The sequence below is a fragment of the Clostridium nigeriense genome (assembly GCF_050585265.1).
In the GTDB taxonomy this organism is placed as follows: domain Bacteria; phylum Bacillota; class Clostridia; order Clostridiales; family Clostridiaceae; genus Clostridium; species Clostridium nigeriense_B.
On the sequence record NZ_JBNOOE010000010.1, the window covers coordinates 108817 to 130721 of the forward strand.

A 21905-nucleotide genomic window follows, 5' to 3' on the forward strand; every position below is an offset into this window, starting at 1 on the left:
ATTTAAATTATATTGAATAGGCAGTAACTTTAGGTAAAATTTCATTTCTTAAATTATGAGTAACAAATATAACACATAAATCCTTAGATGATATTAATGTATCTTCAATTTCTTTAGCATTTTCTTTATCCAAGGCTGATGTACCTTCATCTAAAATAATAAAATTAATTTTCCTAATAAGAGCTCTTGCTAACGCAATTCTTTGCCTTTGCCCACCAGAGATATTTTTTCCATTCTCTTTTATAATTGTATTGATTGCATTTGGTAATTCATTAATAAAATTTATTAAACAGCTTTTAGTTAAAGCCTCATATAAATCATCATCACTAAAATCTTGACCAAGAGTTATATTATCTTTTATAGTGCCATTAAATAAATATATATTTTGATCTATATAACTTATATTATTATAAATACTAGTAGGCGAAACTTCTCTTAGTTCTGTATTATCATACAGTACATTACCATTATAATCTTTAAGAAATCCTATTAATATTTTTAATAGAGTTGATTTACCACTTCTACTTTCTCCAGTAATAACATATTTATGACCTTTTTCAAATGAAATATTTATGTCATATAGAACTTGTTTATCTGAATAATTATAGGAGATATTCTTAAAAGTTATACTTTCAATATTCTTTAGGGAGATATTATCATATTTAACTGAAAAATTTTCGAATAATGTATTAGATGATTTTAATATTGATATAGATTTTATAACAGCTCCGATGCCTGAAAAGAAGGAACCAGCTAAATTACCAACTGACAAAACAGCTCCAATTGGTGTTAGATTATTAATTGATAAAAATATAGTAACTACTAATAGAATTACTTGGCTTATTAAATTAAATCCTACTATTAATGTTGAAACTGTTGCTTTCATTTTGATGAAAAATTTATAAATGAAGAAGTGCAAAAAATAACGTAATTTTATAATACCTATTTTACTTGTTTTTTTATAAATTTTTAAATAAAAGGTTCTTAATGAGTAATTGAAAATAATTTTCAGTATTTATCTTGACTTCAAGATAAATTAGGGTTATAATTATCTTGAAATCAAGATAATGTAGGTGAATATATGAACAATGTGAATTTAAAGCTAGTTATTGCAATGGCTAGAACTTATGATAGTTTATTTTTTGAAATAGAAAAAAGTCTTAAAGAGTTTGAATTAAATATAAGTGAATTTGGTGTTTTAGAAATGCTATATCATAAAGGTGATCAACCTGTGCAAAAGGTAGCCGAAAAGATTCTTGTTACTAGTGGAACTATTACGTATGTAATAAATAAGCTAGAGAAAAAGGATTTTGTAGTTCGTAGAAAATGTAATAAAGATAAAAGAGTTTATTATGTTTCATTAACGGAAAAGGGACATGATTTTATAGCTCATATATTTCCTAAACACAAGGAATTTATAGATAATTTATTTAAGGATATAAGTGAAGAAAATAAAATTCAACTTCTTGAAAATTTAATTCAATTAAGAAAAGTTTTAAAGTAATTTTTTTCATTGAAAATATATAAAAATAAAATAGGGTAATGAAAGATAGGAGAGGATTATAAATGAATAAAAATTTTTATGATGCAATAAAGGAAAGAAGAAGCATTTATGCAATAAGTAAGGAATCACCAATAGCGGATGAAAGAATTCAAGAAATTGTAGAGGATATAGTGAAGCATGTACCATCTGCTTTTAATTCTCAAACAACAAGAACTGTTATTTTATTAGGAGAGTCTCATGATAAGCTATGGGATATAACTATGAATGCGTTAAGAAAGATAGTTCCAGCAAGTGATTTTACATCAACTGAAGAAAAAATTAATTCTTTTAAGGGTGGATATGGAACAGTATTATTCTTTGAAGATTTTGCAGTAGTAGAAGCATTACAACAACAATTTGAATTATATAAGGATAACTTCCCAGTATGGGCATTACAAACTTCAGGAATGATGCAATTCTCAGTTTGGACTGCTTTTGCAACAGAAGGGCTTGGAGCAAGTCTTCAACACTATACTGAATTGATAGATTCAGAAGTTAAGAGGGAATTCAATATACCAAGTACTTGGAAGATGATGGCTCAAATGCCTTTCGGTAAGATTGTAGCAGGAGCAGGTGAAAAAACTTTTAATCCAATAGAAACTAGGGTCAAAGTTTTAAAATAATTAAAAATTAAGAAGCAAGGAGGAATTTAATTTGTTAAGAAAAGTTAATCATAAAAATATGGGAAAGAGTGACTTAGGATGGTTAAGAAGTATATTTCATTTCTCTTTTGCAGATTATTTTAATATTGATAACATGAACTTCGGAGTTTTAAGAGTTATAAATGATGATTTAATTGCAACAGGAACAGGATTTGATTTACATCCACATAAGGACATGGAAATTGTATCTTATATTATTAATGGTGGATTAACTCATGGAGACAGTATGGGTAATAAGAATACTGTATATAGAGGTGAAGTTCAGTATATGAGTGCTGGAACAGGAGTTTATCATAGTGAAGAAAATTTAGGTGATGAAACTACAAGAATACTTCAAATATGGATAGTTCCAGATAAAAAAGATTATAAGCCAGCTTATGGAGATTATAGATTTAATGAAAAAGATAGACAAAATAATTGGCTTAATATAGTTTCAAGCAAAGAAGGAAATGCACCTATAAAGATAAATCAAGATGCAAACTTCTATGTAGTTGAATTAGATGAAGGAAAAGAGATAGAGTTTTCAGTAGAAAAAGGAAGACAAGGATATTTAGTTCAAATAGAAGGAGATTCAATTATTAATAATCTTGAACTTAATGAAAGAGATGGACTTGAAATAGTTGAAGAGAATATAAATATTAAAGCAAAGAAAAAATCACATATACTTGTTATTGAGATGAAAAAGTATTTAAATTAAATTAGAAAACTCAAGTTTATAATGGCTTGAGTTTTTATTTGTATTTAAATTAAGGATAAAGAGTTAATAGAAAATAAATTTAAAATAATTCATAAGTAAACTAATAAAGTTAATTTAAGTTTATTCAAATATATTATAGAACAGTGTATGATTTTACGTTTAAAGACTTCTTCATAGATAAATAATTATAAGATTAAACATATGTAACTTATATATAGTTAAAAAGAAGAAAAAATAGCGACTAAAAATTTATATATGAATTGGAATGAAAAGTACCAATATTTCTTCATTGATGAATATAATGAAAAATTATATTATATGACACTAGATAAAAATAGTAAGTACCTTCAAAAATTAGCAAATTTCGACAATGACTATATGATATAATGTCTATTGGAAAAATCATATTATAGTTAAATAAAGGAGAATTAAATGATGGCAAAAATGATACAATGTAAATCTTGCTCTAAAGAAATAGCATCGAGTGCGAAAATTTGTCCAGGGTGTGGAGCGAAAAATAAAAAACCAATATATAAAAGAGTGTGGTTTATAGTTATAGTACTTTTGATAATAGTTGGAGCAATAAATGCAGCCGGTGGCGGTAATTCTACTACACCAAATGGTGGAACAACTGAAACTGGACAAGTAGAAAATTCTACAGCAAAGAAGGAAAAGTTTGAATTAGTTGGGGAAGTAGAAACAGAGACAGATCAATTTGCAACTTACTTAAAAGGTGTTATAAAAAATAATAGTGGTAAAGATTGTAGTTATGTTCAAGTAACTTTTAATTTATATGATTCTGAAGGAAATCAAATAGGAACAGCTTTGGATAATATAAATAATCTTGAATCAGATGGAACTTGGAAGTTCAAAGCTATGGGGATTGATGTTGATGGTGAAATAGCATCTTACAAACTAGCTGAAATAACAGGATTCTAAGATTATAAAAATAATATATAACTAATCATGTGATATTATTAAAAAGATAATAAAAAAGAGTCTTAAGTGGCATGTGTGCGGGATTTTACCGTATGCATGTCGTTTTTATTTATAAATATTTACTATTATAGAAAGCTAAGTGTTAAAACTAGGGAGTAGTTAAATTATAGAATATTGTATAAGTTATGAAAGAGGTTAGTTAAATAGAAATTTTTATTTTAGATGAAGTTACTATTTAAAAATAATTATTATCTTTTAAATTCAAGAAAAATTTGGTATAGTGAATTTACGTTATGTTTATTAGATAAAATATTAGTTGCATAATAGAACATAGCGATGCAAATACTTAAAATATTAAGGCGTTTTATATAAATTTATTTTATTATTAGAATTTAAAGGAGGATTAATAGGAGAATGAGAAAAACAAAAACCATGGATGGAAATACCGCAGCAGCTTATGTTGCTTATGCTCTTACAGAAGTAAGCTCAATTTTCCCAATAACCCCTTCATCACCTATGGCTGAGCATGTAGATGAGTGGGTTGCAAAAGGAAGAAAAAATATTTTCGGTAAACCAGTAAATGTAGTTGAAATGCAATCTGAGGCAGGAGCAGCAGGAGCACTTCATGGATCCCTTCAAGCAGGAGCTTTAAGTACTACTTTTACAGCTTCTCAAGGTTTATTACTTATGGTTCCTAATATGTATAAGATAGTTGGTGAAAGGCTTCCAGCAGTTATTCATGTAGCTGCAAGAGCAATAGCAACTTCATCACTAAGTATATTCGGTGACCACCAAGATGTTATGGCAGCAAGACAAACTGGTTTTGCAATGATTTCAGAAGGTTCTGTTCAAGAAGTTATGGATTTAGCACCTGTAGCTCACTTAACAGCTATAAAGGCTAGAATGCCTTTTGTAAATTTCTTTGATGGATTTAGAATATCTCATGAAATACAAAAGATTGAGGTTTTAGAATATGATGAATTAGCGAATCTTGTTGATTATGAAGCTTTAAATGAATTTAGAAAAAATGCTTTAAATCCTGATCATCCAGTTATAAGAGGTACAGCACAAAATCCAGATGTATATTTCCAATTAACTGAATCATTAAATAAGTATTATGAAGATATTCCAGATATAGTTGAAGAGTATATGGCAAAAATAACTGAACTTACTGGAAGAGAATATCATTGCTTTGATTACTATGGAGATCCAGAAGCAGATAGAATATTAGTAGCTATGGGCTCAGTAATTGAAGTTGCAGAAGAAACTATAGATTACTTAAGATCAAAGGGCGAAAAGGTAGGTCTTGTAAAGGTAAGACTTTATAGACCATTTTCAATAGAAAAGTTATTGAAGGTTATTCCAAAGAGTGTTAAAAAGATTGCTGTACTAGACAGGACTAAGGAGCCTGGTTCTATTGGTGAGCCTTTATTTTTAGATATAGTTAGAGCTGTTAATGAAATGGAAAACCCACCAAAGGTATATGGAGGTAGATTTGGACTTGGTTCAAAGGACCCATACCCATCTCATATAGTAGCAGTTTTTGATAATTTAAAAGAAGAGAAACCAAAGAATAGGTTTACTATAGGAATAGAAGATGATGTAACTTATTTATCTTTATCACCTAAAGAGGATATAGATGCAACACCAGAAGGAATAACAGCATGCAAGTTCTGGGGGCTAGGTTCAGATGGTACAGTAGGGGCAAATAAGAGTGCTATTAAGATTATAGGTGACCATACCAATATGTATGCACAAGGATATTTTGCCTATGATTCTAAAAAATCAGGAGGAATCACAGTTTCTCATTTAAGATTTGGAAAAACTTCGATAAAATCTCACTATGAAATAGATAAAGCAGATTTTGTTGCATGTCATAATCAATCTTATGTTTATAATTATGATGTATTAAAGGGACTTAAAAATAATGGGGTATTTGTTTTAAATACTATTTGGAGTGAGGAAGAATTAAATAAAAAGCTTCCTGCTAAGATGAAGAGATATATAGTAGAAAATAATATACAGTTCTATATTATTAATGCAATAAAAATAGCTCAAGAAATAGGTCTTGGTGGAAGAATTAATATGATAATGCAAGCAGCATTCTTTAAGTTAGCTAATATTATACCTATTGAAGATGCTGTTAAATACTTAAAGGAAGCAGTAGTTACTTCATATGGTAAAAAGGGTGAAAAAGTTATCAATATGAACTTTGAAGCTATTGATAAGGGCTTAGATTCATTAATGAAAGTAAGTCCTCCAGAAAATTGGAAAAATGCTGAAGATGATATGATTGAAGAGAAGATGAGTGTTCCAAAGTTTGTAGAAGAAATATGTATTCCAATAAATAAATTGGAAGGAAGCAGTTTACCTGTATCAACATTTGTAGATTCAGGAGTTTCAGATGGTACATTTATGTCTGGTACAACTGCATTTGAAAAGAGGGGAATAGCAGTCAATGTTCCTGAATGGCTTCCAGATAATTGTATTCAATGTAACCAATGTTCCTTTGTTTGCCCTCATGCAGTTATTAGACCATTCTTAGCAACTAAAAAGGAAATAGAAAATGCTCCAGACAGTTATAAGAGTGTAAAGGCTAATGGAGTTAAGGGAGATAAAGAATTCCATTATACTATTGGAATTACTCCTTTAGATTGTACTGGATGTGGAAACTGTGCTCAAATTTGTCCAGCACCAGGAAAAGCTTTAGTTATGAAACCTATGGATACTCAAAGTGAACAAATTGAAGCATGGAATTATGCTATTGAAGAACTTACTCCAAAAGAAAATCCTATGAGTAAGACTACAGTTAAGGGGAGCCAATTTGAAGAGCCATTACTTGAATTTTCAGGAGCATGTGCAGGTTGTGGAGAAACTACTTATGCTAAACTTGTAACTCAATTATTTGGTGATAGAATGATGATTGCTAATGCAACAGGCTGTTCATCGATATGGGCTGCATCAGGAGCTGCTACTGCATATAGACCAAATCATAATGGGCATGGACCTGCTTGGGCAAATTCATTATTTGAAGATAATGCAGAATATGGACTTGGAATGTTCTTAGGAGTTAAGACAATTAGAGATAGAATTGCTGACAATGTAAGAATAGCTTTAGAAGAAGGAAATATGTCTAAAGAAACTAATGCTGTATTAAAAGAGTGGTTAGATAATGTAGATAATGGAGAAGGAACAAGACAAAGAGCTGAAAGCTTAAGAAGAGTTCTAGAAGTAGAAAATTCAGATATAGCAAAAGAAATATTAAAGGATAAAGAATTCTTTGTTAAGAGATCTCAATGGATATTTGGTGGAGATGGATGGGCTTACGATATTGGATATGGTGGCTTAGATCATGTATTGGCTTCAGGAGAAGATATAAATGTTTTAGTATTTGATACTGAAATTTACTCAAATACTGGAGGGCAATCTTCTAAATCTACACCAGAAGCAGCTGTTGCTAAGTTTGCAGCAAATGGAAAGAGAACTAAGAAGAAAGACTTAGGTTTAATGGCTATGACATATGGATATGTTTATGTAGCACAAGTATGTATGGGAGCTAACTTAAATCAAACTCTTAAAGCAATTGCAGAGGCAGAGGCTTATAAGGGACCTTCATTAGTAATAGCTTATGCTACTTGTATATCTCATGGAATTAAGATTGGTATGTCTAATACTCCATATGAAGAAAAGAGAGCTGTTGATTCAGGATATTGGCATCTATATAGATATAATCCAGATTTAAAGGTTGAAGGAAAAAATCCATTTAACTTAGATTCTAAGGAGCCAAGTAATAGCTTAAGAGATTTCTTAATGGGAGAAGTTAGATATGCATCATTAGCTAAGGCATTTCCAGAAATAGCAGAAGAATTATTTGAAAAAACAGAAGAAAATGCTAAGGAAAGATACGAAAGATATAAGAGCTTATCACAAAATATAATATTATAATTTAATATAGTAGACACATAAATTTATCTTAAGTAAAATAATATTAAGTTACAAAAGATAAATGACTTAAAGATATTAAATATAGCCTTTTTAGATTTGATATATTCATTAGCTTTTAGCATGGAAATTTTGAAACTAAATAGGCTTTTATTTTATTAAAAATCTCCTCTTCTAATATGTATTCTATAAATAGTTTTAATGTATAGAAATATTTTTTTTACAATACACTATGTTAAAAAAACGAAAAAATACAAAAATAAGTGTATTAATAAATGATACACTAGTAATTACTATGATTTTGATACTTTTAAAATATAAAAAGTATTAAGAAAACAAAAGGATTAGTAAATATTTTTTAATTTGGTATGAAAATTGCTATGTATAATATTAGCAATAATATATTAATTTTTAGGAGGATTTATTATGAAGAATATCTATTTATTCTGTGACGCTGGAATGTCAACAAGTTTATTAGTAACAAAAATGAGAGAGGTTGCGGCTAAACATGATGTAAAAGTTAACATAGAAGCGCTTCCATTTGCAAAGTCTTTTGAAATATTAAATGAGAAGCAAGTTGATTGTGTACTTTTAGGACCACAAGTTAAATTTTTATTAAAGGATATTGAAGGACCTTGTAAGGAAAAAAATGTTCCTGTAGCTGTAATTAATTCAGCAGATTATGGAACTATGAATGGTGAAAAAGTTTTAAAACAAGCGATAAAAATGATAAAAGCTAATCAATAGTCTTTTATTGAGAAAGAAGAGGGGATAAAATGAATAAGTTTGAGGCAATATTAGAAGAAAAAGTTATTCCTATGGCTCAAAAGATATCAGCACAAAGACACTTAAGAGCTATTCGTGATTCATTTGCAACAATAATGACTTTTTTAATTATAGGGTCAGTATTTATGATTATAGCTGATTTCCCTATTCCAGGTTGGGAAGACTTGCAAGTTAAGCTTTTTGGGGAAGGTTTTTATCAATTAATAAAGACTCCAGTTAGAGTAACATTTGATTTTATGGCTATATATATAGCTGGTGCTATAGCATATAACCTTTCAAAAAGATATAGAATAGATGCCTTTACAGTATCTTTGTTAAGTATAGCAAGCTTTGTGCTTTTAATGCCATTTGATACTTATATTGAAATAGAAGGAACTTCTCACTATGTTGGAAGAATGATTGAAATTGGTAACTGGGTAGGTGCTAAGGGTATTATAGTTGCTATATTTGTAGGTATTGCAGTAACAGAAATATTTAATATATTTGTAAAGAAAAATATTGCAATAAAAATGCCACCAAGTGTTCCAGAAGCAGTATCAAAGGCTTTCTCAGCACTTATTCCTGGATTTGTAATTATTACATTAATGTTAATAGTTCGTACATTGTTCCAAATGACTTCTTATGGTTCAATATTTGATATGATTTATACTATTATAGCAGCACCAGCACAAGCTTTAGTTGGTAACAATATATTTGGAGCTATAGGATTAGCAATATTATCTACTTTATTCTGGTTCTTAGGAGTTAATGCAACTTCAACATTAAATGGTGTTATTAGACCATTCTGGTTACAATTACAAGAAGAAAATATGGCTGCAATTCAAGCAGGATTAAAACCACCACATATTTTAACAGAGCAATTCTATGATTTAATATGGATGGGAGGTATTGGTGCAACTCTTGCAGTTTGCATATTCCTAGCTTTAAGAGCAAAATCAAAACAATATAAGGAAATTGGTAAGTTATCAGCTGTTCCAGGTATGTTCAATATTAATGAGCCAATTATGTTTGGATTACCTATGGTTTTAAATCCAATTGCATTTATTCCATTACTAGTAGCTCCAGTTGTTCTTATTTGTATAAACTACTTTGCTATGAGCACAGAAATAGTACCAAAGCCAAATGGAATTTATTTACCTTGGACAACTCCTCCAATAATTCAAGGATACTTAATTACAGGAAGTATAAGAGGTTCATTATTACAATTATTCGATATGGTTGTTGTTATGGGAATATGGTATCCATTTATTAAGATGATGGATAAGAAGCAATATGAATTAGAAATAAAAGAAGCTGAAGAAGATGATGATGATTTTGATTTCTCACTATAATTTAAAAGTGAGGTAAGGAATATGAATTTATTTGATAATATAAGTTTACAAGATGAATTTTTCCAAGATCTATTTAAAATTCTTAAAATAAATACTATTAAAGATGAAAAGAAAGATGCCGCTCCTTTTGGGAGTGGCATTAAACTAGGGTTAGAATGCATATTAGATATATGTAAAAGCTATGGATTTGAAACAACTAATTTAGAGAATTATATAGGATATGCAGAATATAAAAATGAAGATAGTGATGAATATGTAGGAGTACTTGGACATATTGATGTTGTTCCAGTAGGAGATGGTTGGGATACAAATCCTTTTGAGCCTGTAGTCAAGGATGGAAAGTTATATGCTAGAGGGGCCTTAGATGATAAGGGGCCATTATTTGCATCATTATATGCCTTAAAACTTTTAAAGGATTCAGGTATTAAACTATCTAAAAATGTGAGAGTCATATTTGGAACTAATGAGGAATCGGGAACAGAAGATATAGATTACTATTTAGAAAGAGAAAAACCACCAACACTATGCTTTACTCCTGATGCATACTTTCCAATAGTAACATCAGAAAAGGGAATATTAACTTTTGAGTTTATTCATAAAGTATCTGATAGTGAAGGTTATAAGCTTGAATATATAAAGGGTGGTAAAAAATCTAATATAGTTCCAGATATGTGCGAAGTTAAGTTATCTTTTAAGGATAAGGAATTTTTAAATAACTTTAATAATATAGATTTAAACAAGGAATATAAAATTGAAAATTTAGTAAATGAAAATTCAATAATTATAAAAGTCTTTGGAAAATCTGCTCATGCAAGCACTCCAGAAGAAGGAGATAATGCAGCATGTAAGATGATGGAGTATTTATATAAAACCTTAGATTTTGAAGATAATTTCACAACATTCTTAAAGGATTTTAATAATCTTGTTGGAAGAGCCTACAATGGGGAAGGATTAGGAATTAACTTTGAAGATGAAGAATCAGGAAAGCTAACTATGAATTTAGGAATTATAAATGGAAACTCTGAAGAAATAAGAATGAGATTTAACATAAGATATCCTGTTACTATAGATTTTAAAGAAATAGTAAAAAAGGTAGAGGAAAAGGTTAAGTTAAGCACTATAGACTTTGTTATGGGAAATCATAATTATCCACTACATTTTCCTAAGGATCATAAACTTATTCAAAGCTTGAAAATAGCATATGAAGGAGCTTTTAATGAAAAAGCTAGACTTTTGGCTTCAGGAGGAGGAACATATGCTAAATTAATGCCGAATACAGTAGCTTTTGGTCCTATTAATGAAGGGGAACCTGATTTAGCTCATCAAAAAAATGAATATATCGAATTGGATCAGCTAAAAAAATGTGTTGAAACCTATGCAAGAGCAATTTATGAATTAGCTAAATAAATATAAAATATATAATTAAGAATGAAGGACATATTTCAAAGAAAAATCCTTCATTCTTAATTTTTAATTAGGAAAAAAATTTTTTATATAGATTTAATGTTTATTATTAAAGATATTAAGAAAATAACTTCTAAATCTGATAGGTTTATATTATAATTCTTCTCTATTAATAGCTTTATTTCTAAAGTTAGAGGATAGTAATCCTTATAAAGTGATTTTAGTTTATTTAGTGATGATAAAGTTGTAGCATCTATAAGATCAATTCTGTCATATATCATATCTATATGAATATGAAGAAATCTTTTAAATGTATCACTAGATAATTTTTCTTTTAAATCTTCATCTAAGTTTATAATCTTAGATAAAAGCTCATCATAAGCTGACTCTTCAAAAGTATATGTAAAGTTACTTTGATTTTCTATTACTGTATCCATATAGTCATTAAAATAATTTAATATAGAATTTGTACAGCTATCTTTATGATGTATAGCACCATCTATATTATTAATAAAATCCTTATACTTAGATAAAATAATATGTTTTTGCTTTATAAAGGAATGACTAGTTATTTTAGTATTTTTATCATAAATAAAATACCCATCTATGCAATCTAAGGATTCAAGTAATTTTATTTCTTTATCTAAGTTTTTATTAAGAGCACTTTTAATATCATTAGGTAAGTCAGGACTATTAATTTTAATATGTTTTTTATTATTTATAAAATAATCTGTGTAAGAATTAGCTACAGCTAGAGTAATATCACTTTTTAATTGACCTACATTATATGGACAATCGTAGGATAATAAACATAACATAGAATTCATTGACACAAGTATAGGTTTATCTAATTTTAAACTTTCTTCTTTAATGAAGTATTCTACTAAGGTCAAACGCTCTTCTAATAGTCTTTCATTTAAATCAGGCAAGTTAATTTTAATAGGAATTCTTCTTATAAAAGTATTTAATAGTGATTGATTTATATCTTTGTTAGTAGCACAGATTATTCTAGCAGAAGATTTTATTCTTTTAGATACTTCGCCAAGTCTTTTAAAATATCCAGTATCCATAAATACAAATAGCATTTCTTGACCTTCACTTGGAAGATTATGAATTTCATCTAAAAATAAAATACCACCATTGGCTTCTTCTATTAATCCACGCCTATCTTCATTAGCACCTGTAAAAGTACCTTTTCTAACTCCAAATAATTGGGCACTTAATAATTGTGTATTATTTGAGTAGTCAGAACAGTTAAAATGGATAAAAGGCATATCTTTAGTAATATCTAAAGAGTTAGCATATTCATGCATAAGCTTTGCTAACATTGATTTTCCAACACCAGTATCTCCTATTATTAACGAGTTCATTCCGTTAGGTGGATATAATATAGCGGTCTTTGCTAATTTAACAGCAGGCGCAAGAGATGGATATAAATAACTAAGCTTATCTAAAGAAGATTTCTTAGAAAAGTCAGTAGAATTAGGGTTATTAAAAAAGTATTTTACAGGACGACTATTATTTTTAAATAGCTTACCATTTTTTAATAATAAGTTTAAATCTCTACTAACATTAGAACGCTCTAAATTTAAATATTTACTTATTTCCAAAGTAGTAATTCCTTCACCATTGTCTAGATTTTTAATAGTATTATAAATTAAATCTATTCTCTTCATAAGTTGATCCTTTCTAACCCATATAATAATTGTATAGAAAATATATATAAATTGTATTTTTGTAATTAAAATATCAATATACTGTATCAAATTTATTGTTATATGTATCATTTTACAATACACTTTAGTAGAAAGTAAAATAATAGTTTTAATCTTCTTTAAAATACATATTACGCAGAAGGTTGGCATAGATATTGCTTTTAATTATTGCATACAAATTTATTTGGAGGATAGACTTATGAAATATGCAATGATAGCAACATGGAGAATGGCTGTAGAAGGAATAACTAGCTCTGCAGAATTATTAAAAAAAGGGAATTCAGCAGGAGATGCAATAGAAAATGCTATAAAAATGGTTGAGGACTTTCCTTTCTATAAATCAGTAGGATATGGTGGTTTACCAAATGAAGAGTGCGAAGTAGAGTTAGATTCAGCTTATATGGATGGTGACTCACTTTCAATTGGTGCTGTAGCAGGAATTAAGGATTTTAAAAATCCAATTAGTATAGCAAGAAGATTAAGTAAAGAACAAGTAAATTGCTTCTTACAAGGATTAGGAGCAGAAGCATTTGCTCATAAAAATGGATTTGAAAGAGTAAATATGCTTACAGATAGGGCAAAATTACATTATGAAAAGAAGAGAAGAGAAATTGCCAAAGAAGGTTTAAGTCCATATGATGGACATGATACAGTAGGAATGGTAGCATTAGATTGTAATAATAAAATGGTAGCCGGAACATCTACAAGTGGATTGTTTATGAAGAAAAAAGGAAGAGTTGGAGATTCTCCACTTTCAGGCTCAGGCTTCTATGTAGATAGCGAAGTTGGGGGAGCCACTGCAACAGGACTTGGAGAAGATTTAATGAAGGGATGTATTTCTTATGAAATAGTAAGATTAATGAAAGAAGGATATCATCCTCAAGAAGCAGCAGACATGGCTGTAGAAAGATTAAATAGAGAACTTGTTAGAAGAAGAGGTAATGCAGGAGATTTATCAGTAGTAGCATTAAACAATAAAGGAGAATTTGGAGTTGCTACTAATATTGAAGGATTTTCATTTTCAGTAGTTACAGATGAATTAGAGCCAACAGTTTATGTATGTAATAAACAAGAAAATGGTAAAACCACTTATGAAGTAGCAAGTAAAGAATGGTTAGATGCATACTTAAAGAGAATTAAGTCTCCTATAACATTTGATTAAGAGAAGGAGTAAATTTTATGAAGATATTTGAGGCATGTGTAGGAAATTATAATGAAGCTATTAGAGCAGAAGCTTTAGGAGCGAATAGGATAGAGTTTTGTGATAATCTTTTAGAAGATGGGACAACACCTAGCTTTGGAAATATAAAAAAAACTATTAACACTCTTAAGATTCCAGCAATGGTAATTATAAGACCAAGAGGTGGTAACTTTGAGTATTCTGAAGATGAAGCAGAAATTATGTTAGAAGATATTAGAATGTGCAAAGAAATTGGTGTTTATGGAGTTGTAATTGGAGCATTAAAGGGAAATAAAATAGATTTAGACTTAACGAAGAAGTTAGTAGAAGAGGCTAGACCTATGAAAATAACTTTTCACATGGCCTTTGATAGTATTGAAGATAAAAAAGGAGCTATAGATGAATTAGTAGAACTTGGTGTACACAGAATACTAACTAAGGGTGGAATGGAAAATGCTCTAGAAGGTAAGGATGTATTAAAAGAATTAGTTGAGTATGCTAATGATAGAATTATAATTATGCCAGGAAAAGGTGTAAATAAAGAAAATAGAGATTATATATTAGAATATACAGGTGCAAAAGAAATTCATGGAACTAAAGTAGTTTAGATGGAGGATTAAATATGGATAATTTAGAATTAATATCATTTCAATTAATAAGTAATGTTGGAGAAGCTAGATCAGCTTTATTTGAAGCTATGAGGGCAGCAAGAGAAGAATGTTTTGAAGAAGCAGATAAATTGGTTGCAGAAGCAGAAGATTCATTAATTAAAGCTCATGAATCTCACAGCTCTTTAATTATGCAAGAAGCATCAGGAGATAAAGTCCAAATATCATTACTTTTAATGCATGCAGAAGACCAATTAATGACTACTGAATTATTAAAAGGAATGGCAAAAGAAGTTATTTTGACTCATAAAAAATATTCAAATAAATAGAATAAAATACGAAACTCAGGCTTTTTATAGCCTGAGTTTCGTATTTTATAAAGAAAAATTTGGCATAGAAAATTTAGTGATATAGAATATGTGATTTTTTAATTATTCCTTAAGAATTTATTACAGGAACATTAATATTTTTATGATATAATTTAATAGGTATATGTAAAAAAATACAAAATTTTCCATGTAAGGAGGCCAGTTTTGGATAAATTTAAAAGTTATTTTACTAAATTTTATATAAATATATTATTAGTGCTAATGGCAATAGTTATATATTATTGTTTTATTTATTTAGAAAGGGTTGATAAAGCAGATATAGTACCTGGAATAATTTTGATATTTGTAATTGCTTTAGAATTATTTATTGTGAATAAGAATCTAGATCTAAGATGGAAACTCTTATCTATTTTATTTTTAGGATTTGTTTTAAGAGGATTATGGCTATTAAATGTAAATAGTATGCCAACTTCAGATTTTAGAGTAATTTACGAATGCGCACAGAATTTATTAACGGGAGATACTGCTGCTTTTTGGGGAAGTGGTTATATAGCAAGATTTCCACATTTAACAATCATGGTAATATACATGGCTGTAATGATAAAAATTTTTCCAGTAAATAACTTAATTATAATGAAGATATTTAATTTAGCCTTTGGAATTATAACTATTTATTTAATATATCTTTTAGCAAAAGAAATATTTAACTCTAAGAAATTAGGATTATATGCAGCTAGCTTAGCTTCAGTTTTTCCTCCGTTAGTAACGTATGTTGGAGTTTATTGTACAGAAAATATTGCTATTCCTTTATATTTATTAAGCACTTATATATTTATATTGGTAGTTAAAAATAAGAAAAGTAAATATTATTTGATATTATCAGGTGCAATTTTATCTGTTGGAAATTTATTTAGAATGGTTGCAACTATTATGGTAATAGCCTTTGGAATGTATTTAATAATATATACAAAGGATAAGATATTTGAAAAAGTTAGAAAAGTAGGACTTTATTTAATTCCATATTTAGTAGTTTTATTTACAGTAAGTTTTGCTTTACAGTGGATTGAAGTAACTGAATTTCATTTGTGGAAAGGTAGTGAGCCTAAGGTTACTAGTATATTAAAGGGTAGTAACATAGAAAGTGGAGGAAGATGGAATGAAGAAGATGCATCTATAGTAGATGAGTATGAGTATGATTATGATATGATAGAAGAAGCAAGTAAAAAAATTATAATTGAAAGACTAACTACGACACATCCTTTAAAGTTAGCTAAGTTTTATCTAGATAAATTTGCTATGCAATGGAATGAAGGAGATTTCGGAGGAGTTTTTTGGTCTGAACTAGATGTTCCAGAAGATGAGATAATATTTGATGTATCACTTGAATTACTACAAGTAATTTATATATTAGTTATGATACTTGTATTTTTAGGAATAATCAATAGAAGGAAAAACCATAAGGATTTAGAAATTAATTTAATATATTTAATTCTATGTGGATATGGAGTTATGTATTTAGTAACAGAATCACAAGGAAGATATTCACTAATAATTGCATGGGTATTTATTATTTTAGCAACAGAAGGAATTAGATTTTTATTTAGAAAATCTAATAGGGAGGAAATCTTTGAAAAGATATAGATGGATTATTTTAATTATAGGAATTTTATATATAAAAGGGTTGATTTTTACATCATTTATTAACTCGGATAATGGACTTTTATTTAGTGGAATAGAAATAGAGAAGGCATTATTAATTCCTCATATAGCTATATTAGGAGTAATAATATTTCCTTGTTTATTATTTAAGGGAAAATCATCTATTAAGTATTTAATTTTTATAGATATTATATATTCTATTTTTATTATTCTAGATTTATGGACTTACAGAGGTACAGGACATTTACTAGCTCTTAAATTCTTATTTTATAATGAAGGGTTTAACACTTTAAATAAAGGAATAATTAATCCTAATATGAAGGATTTAATTTTTGTAGTGGATATTATTCTTATTATGTTTATCTATAGAAAAGTAGTTAATAAAATTAATTGTAAAAAGAAGATAGTAATTTCAATTTCACTTATAGCTGTTTGTTTTAGTATTTTAGGATTATATCATTATATATTTGATATAAGGGATGTATCAAATGGAGAAGTTAAATTTATTCAAGATGATTGGGAAGCATCATGGAATACTTATACTAGAGTTTGTTATAGATCTTTTTTGGGAAACCATATCTATGAAGATTATAAAACGGTATTAAAGCTTATAAAGGGAGTTAATGAAGATGAAATTAAGGAAATAGATGAATGGTTAGCTTGGAATAAAGAAGATATAGAAGATAATGAGTATAAAGCTATTGCAAAAGGTAAAAATGTTATATTTCTTCAAATTGAGTCTTTAGAAAACTTTGTAATTAACGAAGAAGTATTTGGACAAGAAATCACGCCTAATTTAAATAAGCTAATTAAAAATAATATATATTTTAAAAATATATATGAACAAAATAATGCTGGAAACAGTATAGATATGGATATGATGGCAGCCTCAGGGGTATTACCTTTAGGTGATGTTATAACTTATTTAAATTATCCAGAGGTAAAATATAGTTCGTTACCAAGACTGCTAAATGAAGAGGGATATAATACTATTTTAACTCATGCTGAAAGAGCTGGTGATTGGAATTGGGCTGAGGCAGGTAAATCAGCAGCAGGATATAAGACAATATGGGATATAAATGATTATAATATAGATGAATATGCAGGTTTTGGATTATCTGATAGAAGTCTTTACACACAATTTGTGGATAAGCTTTCGAAGGAAGAAGGGCCATTTTTAGCTGTTGTCCCTACTTTAACTAGCCATGGACCTTTTGATATAGCTGAAAAGTATAGAGAACTAGATTTACCAACAGAATTAGATCAAAATAGGTTAGGTGGATATTTTCAAAGTATTCATTATGCAGATAAGCAAATAGGATTATTTTTTGAATTATTAGAGGAAAAAAAATTGTTAGATAATACTATAGTAGTAATTTATGGAGATCATGGAGGAGTTCATAAATATTATATGGAGGACGTAGAAGCTAGTAATCTCGAAGGTGATTGGTGGCAAGAAAAGGATAATAAAATTCCTTTAATTATCTGTGGGAGTGATATACCTAGTAAAATTGTTGAAAATTATGGTGGACAAATAGATATTATGACAACTGTGTCATATCTTATGGGACTAGATACTAAGGGATATCAAATGGGAAGAAATTTATTAAATACTAATAGGGATGCAACAGTTATTAAGGGAGGAATAGTAGTTGGAAATCCATCAGATGAAGAAGAAGAAATGCTAAAGAAAGCATACGATGTAGCAGATAAAATAATAAAAAATAATTATTATTATAAAACTAAAAAGGTGGATTAAGTATCCATTATATAAATTAGGAGGCAGGTTTGGATAAGTTTAGAATAGGTTTTACAAAGTTCTATACAAACATATTAACAGTTTTAATGGGGATAGTTATATTTTCCTGTGGAGTAATTGCTATTGGGAGCTTAATAACTTATGATAAATTTACTATAGAAGTTATAATACCAATTTTAATTTTAACAATTACAGTTGCTTTAGAATTGTTTATTATTAAAAAGAAAATAAGTACAAAGTGGAAGGTATTATTAATTTTAGCTATAGGATTTATTTTAAGAGGATTATGGTTACTAAATATAAATACTGTTCCAACATCGGATTTTAAAGTAATATATGAATGTGCTCAGAATTTACTAACAGGAGATACAGGAGCTTTTTGGGGAACTGGATATATAGCTAGATTTCCACACTTAACGATAATGGTACTATATATGGCTTTTATGATAAAGATATTTCCAGCTAGTAACTTAATTGTAATGAAGGGTTTTAATTTATTTTTTGGTGTCTTAACAATTTACTTTATATATATTCTAGCAAAGGAGATATTTAACTCTAAAAAATTAGGATTATACGCAGCAGGGTTAGCTTCCTTTTTTCCACCATTGGTAACTTATGTTGGAGTTTTTTGTACTGAAAATATAGCAATACCATTTTATTTAATAAGTACATATTTATTTATATTAGTAGTTAAAAATAAAAAAAGTAAATATTATTTAATATTATCAGGAGTTACATTAGCTATTGGAAATTTATTTAGAATGGTAGCAACAATTATGGTTATAGCATTTGCGATGTATTTAATAATTTATACAAAGGATAAGTTATTTGAAAAAGCTAAGAGAATAGGTTTTTACTTAATACCATATCTTTTAATTTTATTTACTGTAAGCGGTACTTTGCAGGGGATAGGTATAACGGAATATCCATTATGGAAAGGTAGTGAGCCGAAAATCACTAGTATTTTAAAAGGAACCAATATGGATAACTTTGGAAGATGGAATGAAGAAGATGCAGCTATTGTAGATAAATATAATTACGATTATGATAAGATAAATGAAGCTAGTAAAGAAATTATTATAGAAAGATTAACTACTAATAATCCATTAAAAGTAGTTGGATTTTATTTGCTTAAATTTGCAGTACAATGGAGTATAGGGGATTTTGGTGGTATTTCTTGGTCTGAGTTAGATATAGCAGAGGATAATATTAAAATAGAATTATCTATTTGGTTAGTTCAAATTATTTATGCATTTATTATGATACTTGTGTTCTTAGGTCTAATTAATAGAAAGAAGAATAATAAAGATTCAGAGATTAATTTATTATATATAATCCTATGTGGATATGGAGTTATGTATTTAGTAACAGAATCACAAGTAAGATATTCGCTAATAATAGCATGGGCATTTATAATTATGGCTATAGAAGGAATTAAATTTTTATATAATAAATATGGAGAGAGTGTACTATGAAAGAAATATTATATTTAGTAATTCCTTGTTACAATGAGGAAGAAGTTTTAGAAGAAACAAGTAAAAGGCTTTTAGAAAAAATAAATAAAATGATTGATAATGAGCAAATTTCAGAGAATAGCAAAATATTATTTGTTAATGATGGATCTAAAGATAGAACTTGGGACATAATAGAAGAACTACATGATAGTAATTCCATATTTTCAGGTGTTAATCTATCAAGAAATAGAGGGCATCAAAATGCTTTACTGGCAGGACTAATGACAGCTAAGGAATATGCAGATATGGTTATTTCTTTAGATGCAGATTTACAAGATGATGTAGATGTTATAGAAAAGTTTGTTGAAGAATATTATTCAGGTAGTGATGTAGTATATGGAGTTAGAAGTTCTAGAAAAACAGATACTTTCTTTAAAAGGACAACAGCTCTAGGCTTTTATAAAGTTATGAATAAATTAGGTGTAAATGTTGTTTATAATCATGCGGATTATAGACTTATGAGTAAAAGAGCATTAGAGGGATTAGGTGAATTCAAAGAAGTAAATTTATTCTTAAGAGGTATAGTACCATTAATCGGATACAAGCATTCTATTGTTGAATATGAAAGACACGAAAGATTTGCAGGAGAGTCTAAATATCCATTAAAGAAAATGCTTGCATTTGCAGTAGATGGAATAACTTCCTTTAGTATTAAACCTATAAGATTAATTTCATTTTTAGGATTTGGAATATTCTTTATGAGCTTAATTGCATTAATATACTCACTAGTAGTAAAATTCCTTGGAAAAACACAAATAGGTTGGACATCACTTGTAATTTCTATTTGGATGATAGGAGGAATTCAACTACTTTCATTAGGTGTAATAGGTGAATATATAGGAAAGATATATAATGAAACTAAGGCTAGACCAAGATATATTATTAAAGATAAATTAATAAGTAATAAGGATGAAAAGATAAATGAATATTATGGACAAGATAAAGAAAATATTTTTAAATAAAGAATTTATATTTTTTATAATTATAGGTGTTATAAATACCTTTAATGGAGTAGTATTTTCCTTTATATATTCAAGCTTACTGAATGAAAATATAGCCTTTATTTTAGGATATATTTCTGGACTTGTTGTATCCTATATTTTAAATAGTTATATAACTTTCAAAGAAAAGCTAGCCTTTACGAAGTTCATAAAGTTTGCTATTTCATATATACCAAACTTTATAATTCAAAATATAGTTGTAATAATAACTTTCAATATTTTAGGATTACATAAATTAATAGCCTATTGTTTAGCAGCAATAATAGGAATACCAGTAACATTTATACTATTAAAATTCTTTACCTTCAAAAAATAGTAATTAGGAGATATCATATTTCTTGTTCCGTCGTAAACTCCAAGTCACCGAAATATGATATCTCCTAATTTGTAGCTAAAGGAGAAAATTCCTCATGCTTCGGAATTTTCTTAATGAATTTAACTATTGAACTCTCTAAATTACGTCGATATAATATGTTTTTATTTATAAATAATGATTATATAAATAAAAAACTCTTGACTTAAAGTTAACTCTAAGGAATATGATATATTTGTAAAATTTAAGTGATACAAACAAAAATATCTATAGAGGTGATCATATGGAAAAAATAGAGAGGGAGTTTAGAAAAATATTAGTAGCAAGGTTAAATTTATTAATTAAGCTTGAAGAAAATGAAGAAATTAAAACTGCATATAAAGGCTTTTTGACTAAAATTTCAAGGATTAATATATTTTAAATGATTATTTTTCTAAAAATTTAAAGAGTCTGTCAATATTTTTGTGTAAACTTTAGAAAATTTAGTTTTATTTTATAGGTTGGAGAGTTTAATATAACATCC

At 28.0% G+C, this 21905-nt stretch carries 19 protein-coding genes; 17 read left to right on the forward strand and 2 right to left on the reverse strand.

Going from position 1 to position 21905, the window contains the following annotated elements; all coding sequences use genetic code 11:
* Positions 1 to 7: 7 nt before the first annotated feature.
* Positions 8 to 886: an ATP-binding cassette domain-containing protein gene (locus ACQPVP_RS10910; RefSeq protein ID WP_430849865.1), complete on the reverse strand. Its 879-nt coding sequence runs from the start codon at positions 884 to 886 to the stop codon at positions 8 to 10.
* A 195-nt stretch (positions 887 to 1081) separates the two neighbouring features.
* Between ACQPVP_RS10910 and ACQPVP_RS10915 the strand changes: the two genes are divergently transcribed.
* The 8 genes from ACQPVP_RS10915 (at position 1082) to pepV (ending at position 11307) form a co-directional block, all read left to right on the forward strand.
* Positions 1082 to 1504 (forward strand): MarR family winged helix-turn-helix transcriptional regulator, encoded by a 423-nt coding sequence (locus tag ACQPVP_RS10915; RefSeq protein WP_430849867.1) that lies wholly within the window; start codon positions 1082 to 1084, stop codon positions 1502 to 1504.
* 62 nt (positions 1505 to 1566) lie between these two features.
* Complete coding sequence (locus ACQPVP_RS10920; protein ID WP_430849869.1) at positions 1567 to 2166, forward strand: nitroreductase family protein; 600 nt, start codon at positions 1567 to 1569, stop codon at positions 2164 to 2166.
* Positions 2167 to 2224: 58 nt separating this feature from the next.
* Entirely contained in the window at positions 2225 to 2902 is a 678-nt protein-coding gene (locus ACQPVP_RS10925) for a pirin family protein (RefSeq protein WP_430849900.1), read from the forward strand.
* A gap of 435 nt (positions 2903 to 3337) precedes the next feature.
* Complete coding sequence (locus ACQPVP_RS10930; RefSeq protein WP_430849871.1) at positions 3338 to 3841, forward strand: FxLYD domain-containing protein; 504 nt, start codon at positions 3338 to 3340, stop codon at positions 3839 to 3841.
* A gap of 414 nt (positions 3842 to 4255) precedes the next feature.
* Positions 4256 to 7786 carry a pyruvate:ferredoxin (flavodoxin) oxidoreductase gene (gene nifJ / locus ACQPVP_RS10935; protein WP_430849872.1) on the forward strand — a complete coding sequence of 1177 codons (3531 nt, stop codon included), beginning with the start codon at positions 4256 to 4258 and terminating at the stop codon, positions 7784 to 7786.
* Between the two features lie 423 nt (positions 7787 to 8209).
* Positions 8210 to 8530: a PTS sugar transporter subunit IIB gene (locus ACQPVP_RS10940; RefSeq protein WP_430849874.1), complete on the forward strand. Its 321-nt coding sequence runs from the start codon at positions 8210 to 8212 to the stop codon at positions 8528 to 8530.
* Between the two features lie 29 nt (positions 8531 to 8559).
* The gene (locus ACQPVP_RS10945; protein ID WP_430849876.1) at positions 8560 to 9900 is read left to right on the forward strand and encodes a PTS sugar transporter subunit IIC; all 1341 of its coding nucleotides are present in this window, start codon (positions 8560 to 8562) and stop codon (positions 9898 to 9900) included.
* A 21-nt stretch (positions 9901 to 9921) separates the two neighbouring features.
* Positions 9922 to 11307, forward strand: coding sequence for a dipeptidase PepV (pepV, locus tag ACQPVP_RS10950; RefSeq protein WP_430849878.1), 1386 nt, complete (start codon positions 9922 to 9924; stop codon positions 11305 to 11307).
* A gap of 83 nt (positions 11308 to 11390) precedes the next feature.
* Here the strand turns inward: pepV and ACQPVP_RS10955 are convergent, their stop codons facing one another.
* Positions 11391 to 12980 carry a sigma 54-interacting transcriptional regulator gene (locus tag ACQPVP_RS10955; RefSeq protein ID WP_430849880.1) on the reverse strand — a complete coding sequence of 530 codons (1590 nt, stop codon included), beginning with the start codon at positions 12978 to 12980 and terminating at the stop codon, positions 11391 to 11393.
* A 238-nt stretch (positions 12981 to 13218) separates the two neighbouring features.
* Between ACQPVP_RS10955 and ACQPVP_RS10960 the strand changes: the two genes are divergently transcribed.
* The 9 genes from ACQPVP_RS10960 to ACQPVP_RS11000 all read left to right on the forward strand — a co-directional run bounded on the left by ACQPVP_RS10960 (position 13219) and on the right by ACQPVP_RS11000 (position 21803).
* Complete coding sequence (locus tag ACQPVP_RS10960; RefSeq protein ID WP_430849882.1) at positions 13219 to 14181, forward strand: N(4)-(beta-N-acetylglucosaminyl)-L-asparaginase; 963 nt, start codon at positions 13219 to 13221, stop codon at positions 14179 to 14181.
* A gap of 17 nt (positions 14182 to 14198) precedes the next feature.
* Entirely contained in the window at positions 14199 to 14807 is a 609-nt protein-coding gene (locus tag ACQPVP_RS10965; RefSeq protein WP_430849884.1) for a copper homeostasis protein CutC, read from the forward strand.
* Between the two features lie 14 nt (positions 14808 to 14821).
* Positions 14822 to 15136 (forward strand): PTS lactose/cellobiose transporter subunit IIA, encoded by a 315-nt coding sequence (locus tag ACQPVP_RS10970; RefSeq protein ID WP_430840770.1) that lies wholly within the window; start codon positions 14822 to 14824, stop codon positions 15134 to 15136.
* A 204-nt stretch (positions 15137 to 15340) separates the two neighbouring features.
* On the forward strand, positions 15341 to 16777 hold the full coding sequence (locus ACQPVP_RS10975) for a glycosyltransferase family 39 protein (protein ID WP_430849886.1): 1437 nt from the start codon (positions 15341 to 15343) through the stop codon (positions 16775 to 16777).
* On the forward strand, positions 16764 to 18554 hold the full coding sequence (locus ACQPVP_RS10980) for an LTA synthase family protein (protein WP_430849888.1): 1791 nt from the start codon (positions 16764 to 16766) through the stop codon (positions 18552 to 18554). Before ACQPVP_RS10975 ends, ACQPVP_RS10980 begins: the two co-directional genes overlap by 14 nt.
* Before the next feature lie 29 nt (positions 18555 to 18583).
* A complete protein-coding gene (locus tag ACQPVP_RS10985; RefSeq protein WP_430849890.1) occupies positions 18584 to 20029 on the forward strand; it encodes a glycosyltransferase family 39 protein in 1446 nt (481 codons plus the stop codon).
* The gene (locus ACQPVP_RS10990; RefSeq protein WP_430849892.1) at positions 20026 to 21030 is read left to right on the forward strand and encodes a glycosyltransferase family 2 protein; all 1005 of its coding nucleotides are present in this window, start codon (positions 20026 to 20028) and stop codon (positions 21028 to 21030) included. Before ACQPVP_RS10985 ends, ACQPVP_RS10990 begins: the two co-directional genes overlap by 4 nt.
* The gene (locus ACQPVP_RS10995; RefSeq protein WP_430849894.1) at positions 20990 to 21385 is read left to right on the forward strand and encodes a GtrA family protein; all 396 of its coding nucleotides are present in this window, start codon (positions 20990 to 20992) and stop codon (positions 21383 to 21385) included. Before ACQPVP_RS10990 ends, ACQPVP_RS10995 begins: the two co-directional genes overlap by 41 nt.
* Positions 21386 to 21665: 280 nt before the next feature.
* Positions 21666 to 21803, forward strand: a complete 138-nt coding sequence (locus ACQPVP_RS11000; RefSeq protein ID WP_430849896.1) for a hypothetical protein — start codon at positions 21666 to 21668, stop codon at positions 21801 to 21803.
* The last annotated feature ends 102 nt before the right edge of the window (positions 21804 to 21905 follow it).